Annotated in this window: 14 protein-coding genes; 3 read left to right on the forward strand and 11 right to left on the reverse strand. The window is 33.7% G+C overall.

The genetic code is table 11. The features are described 5' to 3' along the window. Nucleotides 1-130: 130 nt before the first annotated feature. The 9 genes from DYE31_RS10890 to DYE31_RS10935 all read right to left on the reverse strand — a co-directional run bounded on the left by DYE31_RS10890 (nt 131) and on the right by DYE31_RS10935 (nt 6,952). The gene (locus DYE31_RS10890) at nt 131-997 is read right to left on the reverse strand and encodes a LysR family transcriptional regulator (protein WP_015899578.1); all 867 of its coding nucleotides are present in this window, start codon (nt 995-997) and stop codon (nt 131-133) included. Between the two features lie 131 nt (nt 998-1,128). Next, the gene (locus DYE31_RS10895; protein ID WP_015899577.1) at nt 1,129-1,701 is read right to left on the reverse strand and encodes a ribonuclease FAU-1 family protein; all 573 of its coding nucleotides are present in this window, start codon (nt 1,699-1,701) and stop codon (nt 1,129-1,131) included. 229 nt (nt 1,702-1,930) lie between these two features. Beyond that, on the reverse strand, nt 1,931-2,413 hold the full coding sequence (locus DYE31_RS10900; protein ID WP_015899576.1) for a cupin domain-containing protein: 483 nt from the start codon (nt 2,411-2,413) through the stop codon (nt 1,931-1,933). Nucleotide 2,414: 1 nt separating this feature from the next. Further along, the gene (locus DYE31_RS10905) at nt 2,415-3,134 is read right to left on the reverse strand and encodes a YebC/PmpR family DNA-binding transcriptional regulator (protein WP_015899575.1); all 720 of its coding nucleotides are present in this window, start codon (nt 3,132-3,134) and stop codon (nt 2,415-2,417) included. 207 nt (nt 3,135-3,341) lie between these two features. Continuing rightward, entirely contained in the window at nt 3,342-3,701 is a 360-nt protein-coding gene (locus tag DYE31_RS10910) for a transcriptional regulator, SarA/Rot family (RefSeq protein WP_015899574.1), read from the reverse strand. Between the two features lie 159 nt (nt 3,702-3,860). Further along, nucleotides 3,861-4,592 carry a hypothetical protein gene (locus DYE31_RS10915; RefSeq protein ID WP_015899573.1) on the reverse strand — a complete coding sequence of 244 codons (732 nt, stop codon included), beginning with the start codon at nt 4,590-4,592 and terminating at the stop codon, nt 3,861-3,863. Between the two features lie 41 nt (nt 4,593-4,633). After that, on the reverse strand, nt 4,634-4,948 hold the full coding sequence (locus DYE31_RS10920) for a hypothetical protein (RefSeq protein WP_015899572.1): 315 nt from the start codon (nt 4,946-4,948) through the stop codon (nt 4,634-4,636). An 11-nt stretch (nt 4,949-4,959) separates the two neighbouring features. Further along, a complete protein-coding gene (locus DYE31_RS10925; RefSeq protein ID WP_015899571.1) occupies nt 4,960-5,838 on the reverse strand; it encodes a helix-turn-helix transcriptional regulator in 879 nt (292 codons plus the stop codon). A gap of 484 nt (nt 5,839-6,322) precedes the next feature. Next, nucleotides 6,323-6,952: a Bax inhibitor-1/YccA family protein gene (locus tag DYE31_RS10935; RefSeq protein ID WP_015899570.1), complete on the reverse strand. Its 630-nt coding sequence runs from the start codon at nt 6,950-6,952 to the stop codon at nt 6,323-6,325. Between the two features lie 347 nt (nt 6,953-7,299). On the opposite strand from DYE31_RS10935, the gene DYE31_RS10940 reads away from it, so the two are divergent. Beyond that, on the forward strand, nt 7,300-8,115 hold the full coding sequence (locus DYE31_RS10940; RefSeq protein ID WP_015899569.1) for a LysM peptidoglycan-binding domain-containing protein: 816 nt from the start codon (nt 7,300-7,302) through the stop codon (nt 8,113-8,115). A gap of 54 nt (nt 8,116-8,169) precedes the next feature. Here the strand turns inward: DYE31_RS10940 and DYE31_RS10945 are convergent, their stop codons facing one another. Further along, nucleotides 8,170-8,508: a winged helix-turn-helix transcriptional regulator gene (locus tag DYE31_RS10945; protein ID WP_015899568.1), complete on the reverse strand. Its 339-nt coding sequence runs from the start codon at nt 8,506-8,508 to the stop codon at nt 8,170-8,172. Nucleotides 8,509-8,652: 144 nt separating this feature from the next. Between DYE31_RS10945 and DYE31_RS10950 the strand changes: the two genes are divergently transcribed. Together DYE31_RS10950 and DYE31_RS10955 are read left to right on the forward strand one after the other, a co-directional pair. After that, nucleotides 8,653-9,831, forward strand: a complete 1,179-nt coding sequence (locus DYE31_RS10950; RefSeq protein WP_015899567.1) for an MFS transporter — start codon at nt 8,653-8,655, stop codon at nt 9,829-9,831. A 148-nt stretch (nt 9,832-9,979) separates the two neighbouring features. Beyond that, a complete protein-coding gene (locus tag DYE31_RS10955) occupies nt 9,980-10,813 on the forward strand; it encodes an aldo/keto reductase (protein ID WP_015899566.1) in 834 nt (277 codons plus the stop codon). 66 nt (nt 10,814-10,879) lie between these two features. Here DYE31_RS10955 and DYE31_RS10960 read toward each other — a convergent pair whose 3' ends face one another. Then, the gene (locus tag DYE31_RS10960) at nt 10,880-11,887 is read right to left on the reverse strand and encodes an inorganic phosphate transporter (protein WP_015899565.1); all 1,008 of its coding nucleotides are present in this window, start codon (nt 11,885-11,887) and stop codon (nt 10,880-10,882) included. Between the last annotated feature and the right edge of the window lie 12 nt (nt 11,888-11,899).

Consider the following 11,899-nt stretch of genomic DNA (forward strand, 5'->3'; position numbering starts at 1 on the left):
TTCTAATGAATTTAGCTTTGATTTGGAATAGCTGGATAAAGATTTACTAAAATTCCCTATAAAAAACACCTTATTATTAGATTTCAAATCCAATAACAAGGTGTACTTCAACTACATTCATTTTTCTCAATTACTCATCTTCTTTTTTAAGATCATGGTTAACGAGTTCTACAAAAGATTCGACTTGCGGTAATTGCAGCATACTAGAATCATAACTTAAGTAAGTAGAACGCCCGAGCGGATTGCCTTCAATATCGACCTGTTCAAATTCAAATCTGTTTTTATCGAGACCTTTCACCATAATCTCTGGCAGTACCGTCACACCGACACCGCCTACTAGCATCTCTTTGCAAGTAGCAACTTGGTCGACTGATATCATAGCATGATAATCTCGACCTAAATTACGTCCATACCATTCTTTAATTTGATTCATATATATCGGATCTGCTTGAAACTCTATAAAAGGCATATCTGCAACAGTATCTCTTTTTCCTTTAGGGTAAATAAAATAATGTTTGTCATTAAACAAGTGTTCGTTATTCAAATTCGTAATTTTACTGCCACGGATTATCATAATATGATAATCACGATGATGTGCTTTAATGTGGTCACTTGAACCGACTCGCACCTGAATTTCCACATTAGGATATTTATCATTGTAGTGGCTTAATACTTCAGGCAATAACGTTTGACCAATCAGAGATGAACAACCGATGGAAATGGTGCCGTTGACTTCACCGATATGTGCCTGCATCTTATCGAAGAAAAGGCGTTCCCGCTTCAACATCTCGCGTGCATGCTCTATTACCATAGCACCCTCAGTTGTCGTAATCAGTTGTTTTTTTGTACGAATAAAAATATCCACACCGAATGTATTCTCAATCGCCTTCAACCTTTGCGTTACAGCAGGTTGCGAAATATACAAAATTTCTGCTGCCTTTCGTAATGTGCGTGTTTCATCCAATGTGATTAACAAACGATAATCTTCAATCTTCACACCATTTCCTCCTACATCATTCAAATCTTGCTACTAAAAAATAAAACCATGCAGCAATAAAACTAACAGCATGGCCCCCATAATAAACTAATGTATCCCCGCAACTTTAAAATGCAGCATCACCGCTTCGCTCAACTTCGATGATGATGTGTCGTGTGTTTATCACTTAGATATTTTCGTTTGATTTTATTATAACAGTACATAATATTGTCTTGCATACCCGGGAAATCATTATCAATTTTCATCATCAATTGATGTGCAATAATATATGCTTCATGATATTGTTTTTTAGAAATTTGTTTTGATTCTAATGCACGCAATAAATCATCTTCATCAACAAGCTCATACTTTCCATTTGGCAATACAATTACATCTAAGCATAAATCGACTGTGCGCGCTTTCCCTTTTTGCGTAATATTCTTAATGTTGATATCAAAATAATATTCTAGTGGACTTCCCTGTTCATCTAGCATCACTGTTATACTGTAGCGTTTTTTATCCGGCACAATTTGCAACCATTGATAATTATCATCTGCCACAACGATTGTTTGACCGACAACATTCACTTTCAACGGTTCTTTGACCTTCTTCATTGTGATTAATCCAATGATTCCTTTGAATTTATTATTATTCACCTTAACTTCAGTATAATCTCTCTCAATCAGACGACGCCAGTGACGTTTATCGATATACTTCACTTTCATAGTCACCAACTCCTTGACATCATTATATAAAACTGAAAGATACATGTCACTCAATGTTTGCTAATCTTAACATTTATACACATTATAATTTCACTTTTTTAAAAAGTAACCAGTAAACATTAGCACATATTAAAATTTAAAATACGCTTTAAAAAGAGAATAAACATGATTTAATCCTAAAAAACACGTTGCCTTTGAAGAAAAAATTATCAAGGCAACGTGTTTTATTTTATATTTCAGCAAGTGCATACTTTTCTATAATATGCGTCAACTCAGGAAATTGTCGTTTTAAAGTTGATTGTTCAAACAATTCAAAGGTCTCAAACATAAAACCAGGATGACACATGCAGCCTACTAACGCATAACCTTCTTCATCTTTGATGGAAGAAGCAAAAATTGTTCCTGCAGGAACAACATGTTGTAATACGTCTCCTTCTGCGATATTCGGTCCGATATGAACTGCTTCATATTGACCATTGGGATGAATCATATGAACTGTCAACGTTTGACCTGCATGATAATACCAAATTTCATCAGCATCAATACGATGAAAGTGAGAGATATTATCGTCTGTTAACAAAAAGTAAATACTTGTATAATCCGATCGAGATTGATGTGTTTCTTTTGGTTCTCGAATGACTTCTTTAAAAAACCCACCTTCTGGATGAGGTGTCAAATTCAGTAATTGTACCCATTCGTCTGCTGAGCGCATATTAAGAATCCAAATCTACGTTATGATATACGTTTTGCACATCTTCTAAATCTTCTAATGCATCAATTAAACCTTCAAGTGTTGCTTTATCTTCATCAGATAATTGAATATCGTTTTGAGGTAACATTTCAAATTCAGCTACTTGGAAATCTTCTACCCCATCTTGACGCAATGCATCTTGCACTTGAGCAAATTGGTCTGGCTCAGCATAAACGATTGTTAAATTGCCATCGTCTACAACGTCACGTACATCTAAATCTTGTTCCATTAATACTTCTAAAATTTCATCTGCTGATTTGCCTTCAAACGCAAAAGTAGCAGTATGATCGAACATATATGAAACTGAGCCGGATACGCCCATGTTTCCGCCATTTTTACCGAATGCTGCACGCACATCAGAAGCCGTACGGTTAACATTATTTGTCAAAGCATCAACGATTAACATAGAACCATTGGGTCCAAAACCTTCATAACGCAAATTGTCATAATTTTCATCATCTGAGCCCTTAGCTTTATCAATTGCACGATCAATAATATTTCTAGGTACATTATATGTTTTTGCACGCTCTAATACTAAGCGTAAATTTTGGTTAGATTCTGGATCAGGTTCACCTGATTTTGCAGCAACATATATTTCTTTACCGAATTTTGCATAAATACGACTTGTATTTTTATCTTTTTGGGCTTTTTTCTCTTTGATGTTATTCCATTTACGTCCCATACTTCCATCTCGCTTTCGCTCTCATTTTTTAACATCAACTATTATACATGATTTTTCAACTAATATATAGGATTAACACACGAAATACCCGTTTAGTGAATATTTTCTTGTTTTTATTTAAAAAAGATAGCCGCCATTAAGCGACTATCTCCTACGGTATTATATCTTTCACTGTACTTTTATAGGAAAGTATTGATGCTTTCCGAGCTATTTTTCTAAATATTTTTCAATATCGTCGAGTATAGCATTCAGTTTTTCTACGTTGCTTTCATCCATAAACAAATAAACTTTACGTTCGTCTGTATCAGATCTAACTTTGCTGACACGATCTTGATTCACTAATTTACGAATAGATGCTAATACTTTTGTACGGCTTAACTCAAATGAGTCAGTCGCAACTTTCAAAAATGGCTGCATTAACATTTTTTCTTTAGTGCAATTATCGTGAATACAATTCAACACCATAAAATCATTCATATTAATTTTGTATGATGTCTCTATGTAATTCATTAGATCCATATACTTCTTATATTCGTTTAATAACGACTCTAACTTACTTTTTTTCAAAGTATACTCCTCCATATTTTATACAGATATAATACTTTAATTATGAATATTTAACGTAGGAAAGTCTTTAGTATTTGCCCATATTCTTTATGCGCTTTTTCCAAGTAAGATACATTAAATTGTACAATTCTCATTGTTTAGATTAGAAAATAATTCGTTTTACCTATTCTTTTTATAAATAGAAATGAGTTGCAACGAATTAAATTTAATATTTATACGCATTGCACCTTTTTGGAAATTGTGTTCACCTACTTCAAATTTCGGATTGTTTACACTTTTGATTTTCCGCTTCAAATATTCAGACCAATTGTATCTCTCTAATAATTTAGGAGATATAATTTTATTAATATTACCATATCTATAATCTGTGATTTCTCTTGTTACAAGATAATGTTTTCGTAATTGATTGTTTTTAAAACCTATACTGAAAAGTTGGCTGCCTTGATTAGTTAAATACAATTCATTCTCAATCACACGCCAATCGTAAAGCATTATTGCAAAACGTTCATCGTCTTCTGTAATGACATAAGACTTTTCTTCATAAAAGTAGAACGTTTTAAAATCTGAAAGTTGCTGATACAAAAAGTAAAGCGTGGTTTTTAAACCATTTTTATCATAGAGATATATTGTTTTACTGTTTGGCTGCTGTATTAAATCAACACCCATTCCATATAATGTGCCGTAAAACTGCATAAACATATACATCATTAATGGTGTACAGTCCAATAAACTTAAATCATCATTTATCAGATTGCGATTAGGCAGGTTAACTAAAATATAACGACGTTCATCTAAATCCATTTCTTTCATTACCGCTTTAATTTCCGAGAGTTCTGCCACTTGCTTAATCGGTAAGTTATCGTACTCTTTTTCTAAATAAGGATAATCCAACTTTTGATTGTCTATAAAGTAATATCGGAAATTAATACGCTTTACCGTGTTTCCATTGTTTTAAATTCTTCTGGGTTGTTAAAAAGGTTCGTAATATCAAGATTAAAATCGATTTTAAAATCTAATTCTTGCACACGCAACATCTGAATATAAATGTCTTTTAAAGATTCATGACGGAGACTGAAAGTAAATGATATATTCGGATTGGGCGATTTCATTGTTTTATAAATTGGATGATTTAAAAATCTTTCTGATTGTAATAAACCATTTTTTAAACAATCTATATCTGATTTATTTTCGATAGTGAATGAGGTACTCACTTGGTAGTGATAAATTGTGTTTAACAACTGGATCATTTCTTCACTATCTAACTTACGGTAGATTTTTCCAAATTAATATCTATTAACAGCATTACTTCTTTATCGAACTCAAAAATATCTTTGTATTTTCTTTCAATCAGCATCGCTCTTAATTCACTCATATTATGAATGTGTATCACCATGATAAATGGACGAGTGGGAGAGAAACGAGGCTGTAAATCATCAATATATACAATATTTTCTTTTTCATCTTGCCAGTCGCGCAATTCTTCTGCGAGAGACCGAATGTAAGATGCTTTTTTCTTTTCAGGAAGCGGGATATTATAATCTTTCAGAAGGTACTTCATATTTTTTTGGAATTTAGTAAGCTTACGATAGACATTAGGCGTCATTTCCAAGTATTGTTTGAATTTCTTTGTGTACAAACTTGAATGGCTGAAACCTACCCTTTCAGATATATAACTGATTGTATCATCAGTTGCATTCAAATATTCTAAAGATAGGCCAATTCGCAGCGTTTCTACATATTTTTTAAATCCCACATTGAAAATTTCTTGGAATCGCGCAGATAGTGCGGTCTTAGAAGTGAAAAAGGTTTTCGATATTGAATCTAACGTCAATTTCGAATCAATATAGGTATGAATATATTCTAAAATATCTCTATATTGATTATTGACCGAAGGTGTTAATTGAGAGGTAATATGATTTCGATCCACTGCAGCTTCTTCAATTAAAACAGAACAGATTTTGGTGATTTGTTCTGTCATGATTTCTTCAGTCAGTGTTTCTTCGAGTTGATGCATCATTAAAATTGCGATACTTTTCTTTATATCTCTTATAGAATGAACGAGTTGCGTGTTGAACATGTAGTTATAAAAGCTTAGTCCATTTTCAATAAACCAATCACTTGCTATATAAAGTATCATGGTTGTTTCATTTTTTTAATTTGAAAAAGGTCATTATGATTAATGACATGTAATTGATCAGTTAAGGTATACATTTGTGTGAAGTGTTGAATTTCTGCAGTAGAATCTGCAGGCCATAATAATAAAATTCCATCATAACATCTACTTAGGGGCAAACTGTCTGCCGTATATAATTCAATAATACTACTTCTCATAACATAACCTTTAAATAAAATAAGCTCTTTTTCTGTAAAATCATTGATAGTGTCTTTATTTTATTTCCTCTCCTATTAAATTATAAAGGATAAACCAACTCAAATTTAGCACAATTATTAATTAAAAACAAATTTTTAATAATAAGCCAAATTTAATGCTGTTTAAAATCACATAATGTGTAATTGTATAGTGTAATTCAGAAATACAAAAAACAGTTGCTGATTACTTTATTAATATATATAGTAATCAGCAACTGATTTTTGTGAATATCTTTATAATATCCTATTTATTAATCTCTAAACCGATTTGCTAAACTTAAAATATTGATGATGATATTAAGCAAGTTAACAAACAGATTGAAGCCCATTTCACTAGGTTCAAATTGTCCCCTTTTCAGGCGATTAAAATCATATAACGTATAGAGTAAAAATAATCCAACCGCTACAACATTAATAATGGTATAGAAAATAGGGTTTTGGATAAAAAAGCCGATTAACGATGCAACAATCAAAGCAATTAAGACAACAAACAAATATTTACCAATGCTTGAAGCATCTTGGATAAAGAAATAACCTATTACTCCAAATGCTATAAAAGCACCTACTGCAAGCGCTACGTTTTTATAGAAAATTTCTGGACCTAAATTCTGCATATAAGTTGCAAATGAAGCATAAGCTAACAATCCAATTGCAATCGCATAAATATTACTTATAATAAACCCGAATCTTCTTGAGCGATTAATAAAAAGAGATATTAATATTAAGACAGTTAATCCGATTGAAAGAGGTCTGCGCCATTCTAACGGCAAGTATTGACCAAAATAAGTACCTATACCAAAAATAATCCAAAAGTACATAAAATAAAGCCATACTTTCGCATATGCATGAGATCTCGACATTGTCTGTGAGTGCTGTGTCATAATCTAAATCCTCCAATTAAGTAATTGTAATTCGTTTTTGTATTACAATACCACATTCTTTTGATGAATAATAACAATCGTACGATTCTATAGAATATTACAATCATTACGATAAAACTTTCACATAATGTCAGAATATTCTATCGAGCTTTGCTATGACAGTATTTTAAGAAATATTAACCTCTATAGCTATTTATTAAATAATATTACAAGAACATGACATTTACCACAGCAATGAATTTTTTTGCTAAGATGTGGAAGTAAAGAAATACTAAGTTAAAAATTTATCATTACATACAAAGCGATTTATATAAATATGATAATTAATATGCAAGGAGGAACCCCTTTTGAAAAAGTTAGCAATTACATTTTCAGTTGCAACAGGTGCAGCACTAGCATTAACTCATCAAGATGCAGACGCTTCAACCCAACACACTGTACAATCAGGTGAATCTCTTTGGTCAATCGCTGATCAATATGGTGTTTCTGTAGATAGCATTAAACAAGATAACAACTTGAGTAATAACATGGTATTCCCTGGTCAAGTCATTACAGTAAATGGCAGCAGCCAACAAAACTCAGGTTCTAATACAACTTCAAACACTGGCGGCCAAGGCGGCGCAACACATACTGTACAAGCTGGAGAGTCACTAGGTATTATCGCTGCACAATACGGTACTTCTGCCGAAGCTATTATGCAAGCAAACGGTTTGAATGGTAATTTAATCTATCCAGGTCAATCTTTAACAATTCCTGGTGCTTCTGGCGGCCAAGGCGGCGGTCAAGGCGGTACACCTACTGCGACAGAAAACGGTACTACACCAACATTCAATGACCAAAACTTATACGATTGGGGTCAATGTACTTGGCATGTATTTAATCGTCGTGCTGAAACAGGTCAACCTATCAGCACTTATTGGTGGAACGCTGAAAATTGGGCAGACAATGCTCGAGCAGATGGTTACACAGTGAATAATCAGCCTTCAGCTGGTTCAATTTTACAAACATACGAAGGCCCAGTAGGCCACGTTGCTTACGTTGAACAAGTAAATGGCGATGGCAGCATTTTAGTTTCTGAAATGAACTACAATACTGCTCCAGGTGAAGTAGGATATCGTACAATTCCTGCATCAATGGTTTCTAGTTATAACTATATCCACTAATCAATACAAACTAAGAAGCTTTTTCTTATATCAAAAAACGAGATTAGATTACACTTATACGTTTAACTCTTCATTTTCTTTCATTACTTCAATATGTTTTTCTCCCCAACCACAAAGAGAAGTTAAAATAGTATTTAAACTGCTTCCATATTCTGATAATTCATACTCTACTTTGGGAGGGACTTGTTGGTAAACAATTCTATTAATAATTTGATCTTGCTCTAATTCGCGTAATTGTTGTGTCAGCATTTTCTGCGTAATTTTAGGGATTGCGCGCTTTAATTCTGATGTACGCATTGTCCCCTCATCCTTTAAATGACATAAAATCACTGGTTTCCATTTACCACCAATCACATCTATCGTTGCTTCTACGCCAATATTATAATCTTTCATAATATATCCCTCCATTTATCGATAGGTACTAAAAAGTACCTATACCACTTTTAGGTGCCTACAGCACTTTAAAGTACGTACTTCCTTTTCGTATCTTATGCTCATATAATAACACATATCAAGAAAAAAGAAAGGAACTATGTAATGAATAAAAACAAATTCGCAATCCTTGCCCTTGCTGTCTCAGCCTTCGCGATTGGGATGACTGAATTTATAAGTGTCGGTCTTCTCCCATTAATTAAAGATGCTTTCAATGTTACTCTGCCACTCGCTGGTCTCACTGTTTCTATGTATGCGATTGGTGTTACAGTAGGTGCGCCTGTACTGACCCCTTTAACTAATAAAATGAAAAGAAAACATTTACTCATAGGTATTATGTTAATATTTATTATTGCCAATGCCTTAGCAGCGTTCTCATTTTCATTCAGCATGCTGCTTGCAATGAGAATTTTATCTGCATTAATGCACGGTGTTTTCATGTCTGTAGCAACAGCAATTGCCAGTGATTTAGTGACACCAGATAAACGCTCTAGCGCAATTGCGATGATGTTCACTGGATTAACTGTGGCGACAATTACAGGTGCCCCATTTGGTACTTGGATCGGTCAACAATTCGGTTGGGAAATGTCATTTGTTGCGATTAGTATCATTGGCTTATTAAGCCTCATTGCTAACATCATCTTTGTTCCAAACGACCTAACAGAATACGATCAGGCACCCATGTCTGAACAGCTTAAAGTATTTAACAACAAACCATTACTGGCTGTTTATTTAATTACAGCTTTAGGTTACGGTGGAACATTTGTAGTTTATACCTACCTTACAACGTTATTAACTAAATCACTTGGTTATAGCGATCATGCTGTAGTCATTATTCTAATTCTTTATGGTGTAATGGTAGCTATCGGCAACACTTTAGGCGGTAAGTTTACAAATCTCAACCCTACAAAAGCTTTAGTATGGATATTCTTAATCCAAGCCATCATTTTATTACTTGTTGGTGCAACAGTTCATTACCATATACTTGGCTTAATCTCGATTTTACTCATGGGACTTTTCGCATTCATGAATGTGCCAGGTTTGCAACTTATTGTTGTACTGTTCGCTGAAAAGGAAAATACCTCAACAGTCAACTTTGCTTCAAGCTTAAATATTTCTGCTTTTAATATCGGTATTACATTAGGATCTGTAATCGGTGGTTTTGTTCTTGAGCATTTTTCAATCATTTCCACTCCATATTTCGGCTTTTTAATGGTTATTTTAGCAAGCGGAATGATGTATTTGCTTCATAAAAAAGAAAGCACTGCATTAGTTGAATGCTAATTATTGAACTGATAATTAACTTCTTGCACAAGCAGAATAAAGAACATGGAAAAATCTTACCAATAAATCAGGAAACACTCTGATATTGAAAACATCATATTACTGAACAAATAAAAATAAAACTTTTACACATGAAAGGTGATCAATTATGAAATACAAAACTTTTAACAATGATAATACAATGCCTCAATTAGGACTAGGAGTATTTAGAGTAGAAAATGACGATACTGCTAAAAATGCAGTAAAACACGCAATTGAAAGTGGTTATAGAAGCATTGATGCTGCTCTTGTTTACGGAAATGAAGAAATGGTAGGTCGCGGTATTCAAGAAGGAATAGAAGCTGCCGGCATTACACGCGAAGATTTATTTATCACTTCTAAATTATGGCTAGATGATTTCGGCCGTGATAATGTTGCCAAAGGTTATGAGACTTCACTAAAAAATTTAGGTTTAGACTATTTAGATTTATACCTTATCCACTGGCCTGGAACAGATAACGATTTAATGATTGATACTTGGAAAGGCATGGAAGACTTGTATAATGCTGGAAAAGTAAAAAATATCGGGGTCAGCAACTTTAACGTTGAACATTTAGAAACATTAAAAGCTCATTCTGAAATCCAACCTGTTATCAATCAAGTTGAGTTCCACCCTTACTTTACACAAGAGCCACTAAGAAATTACCTTAAAGAAGAAGGTATTCAAATGGAATCATGGTCACCATTAATGAATGCCGAAATTTTATCAGATCAAACCGTCAATGACATTGCTAATGAAATCGATAAATCTCCAGCACAAGTTGTTATTAGATGGAACATCGATAATGGTGTCATTACTATTCCTAAATCAGTTACACCTTCTCGTATTGAAGAAAATTTAGATGTATTCGATTTTTCACTTACACCAGAACAAATGGATAAAATCTCATCATTGAATCAAAATAAACGCATTGGGCCAAATCCAGCTGAATTCAATGGTTAATTAAATCAAACGCAAATAAGAACGGGCGCAGCAAATCATTGCTGCGCCCGTTCTTATTTATATTAACTATATAAAAATATGCATTATCCAATAGACGATTGCAGCTACAATTGCTGAAATCGGTAATGTAATGACCCATGTCACAATCATACGTTGTGCTGTATTCCATTTAACACCTTTCGCACGGTTAGCAGCACCTACACCAAGAATTGATGAAGATACAACGTGTGTTGTAGATAATGGGAAATGTAATGATGACGCTACAAAAATTGTTAATGCTGATGATAAGTCAGCTGCAGCACCATTAGCAGGACGGATTTTCATAATATTACCGCCCACTGTTTTGATGATTTTCCAACCACCAATTGCAGTACCAAGACCCATAGCAGTCGCACATGCTACTTTAACCCACAATGCTGGTTCAACGTTATTACCATCTTGTAAGTTAGCAACGATTAACGCTAATGTAATGATACCCATAGATTTCTGAGCATCGTTGGTACCATGTGAGAATGATTGTAACGCTGCTGTGAAAATCTGAAATATTCTAAAGTTGCGGTTTGTTTTTGTTAAGTTTGCATTCTTGAAGAAAATCTTAATGATGGAATACATAATGAAACCAACACAGAATGCAATCAATGGTGAAACGATTAATACGATAATAATTTTAGTAAAACCTTGGAAGTGCAATACTGTAAATGAACCTTGAGAAGCAACAGCTGCCCCTGCGATTGCACCGATTAAAGCATGTGAAGATGAACTTGGAATACCAAAATACCAAGTTAACAAGTTCCAAAAAATAGCGGCAAAAATTGCTGCCAGCACAACAACAAGACCATTCTGTAATTTGAATGGGTCTACGATGTCTTTAGTAATTGTTCCAGCTACACCTGTGAATGTAAGCGCACCGATAAAATTCATTACGGCTGCGAGAAGAATTGCGCGACGTGGCGTCAACGCTCTTGTTGACACTGCAGTGGCTACCGCATTGGCTGTATCATGGAAACCATTAATAAAGTCAAATATCAATGAAAAAATGACGATAGCTACAGTGATTATTAAAACATAGTCCATAGTTTATAACTC

The organism is Staphylococcus carnosus (assembly GCF_900458435.1).
GTDB lineage: Bacteria > Bacillota > Bacilli > Staphylococcales > Staphylococcaceae > Staphylococcus > Staphylococcus carnosus.

Coding starts and splice junctions, on each gene's coding strand:
- DYE31_RS10900 (WP_015899576.1), bottom strand. CDS start 2,413: ATGCGCTCAGCAGACGAATGGGTACAATTACTGAATTTGACACCTCAT.
- DYE31_RS10895 (WP_015899577.1), bottom strand. CDS start 1,701: ATGAAAGTGAAGTATATCGATAAACGTCACTGGCGTCGTCTGATTGAG.
- DYE31_RS10920 (WP_015899572.1), bottom strand. CDS start 4,948: ATGATCCAGTTGTTAAACACAATTTATCACTACCAAGTGAGTACCTCA.
- DYE31_RS10960 (WP_015899565.1), bottom strand. CDS start 11,887: ATGGACTATGTTTTAATAATCACTGTAGCTATCGTCATTTTTTCATTG.
- DYE31_RS10955 (WP_015899566.1), top strand. CDS start 9,980: ATGAAATACAAAACTTTTAACAATGATAATACAATGCCTCAATTAGGA.
- DYE31_RS10945 (WP_015899568.1), bottom strand. CDS start 8,508: ATGAAAGATTATAATATTGGCGTAGAAGCAACGATAGATGTGATTGGT.
- DYE31_RS10935 (WP_015899570.1), bottom strand. CDS start 6,952: ATGACACAGCACTCACAGACAATGTCGAGATCTCATGCATATGCGAAA.
- DYE31_RS10905 (WP_015899575.1), bottom strand. CDS start 3,134: ATGGGACGTAAATGGAATAACATCAAAGAGAAAAAAGCCCAAAAAGAT.
- DYE31_RS10950 (WP_015899567.1), top strand. CDS start 8,653: ATGAATAAAAACAAATTCGCAATCCTTGCCCTTGCTGTCTCAGCCTTC.
- DYE31_RS10925 (WP_015899571.1), bottom strand. CDS start 5,838: ATGATACTTTATATAGCAAGTGATTGGTTTATTGAAAATGGACTAAGC.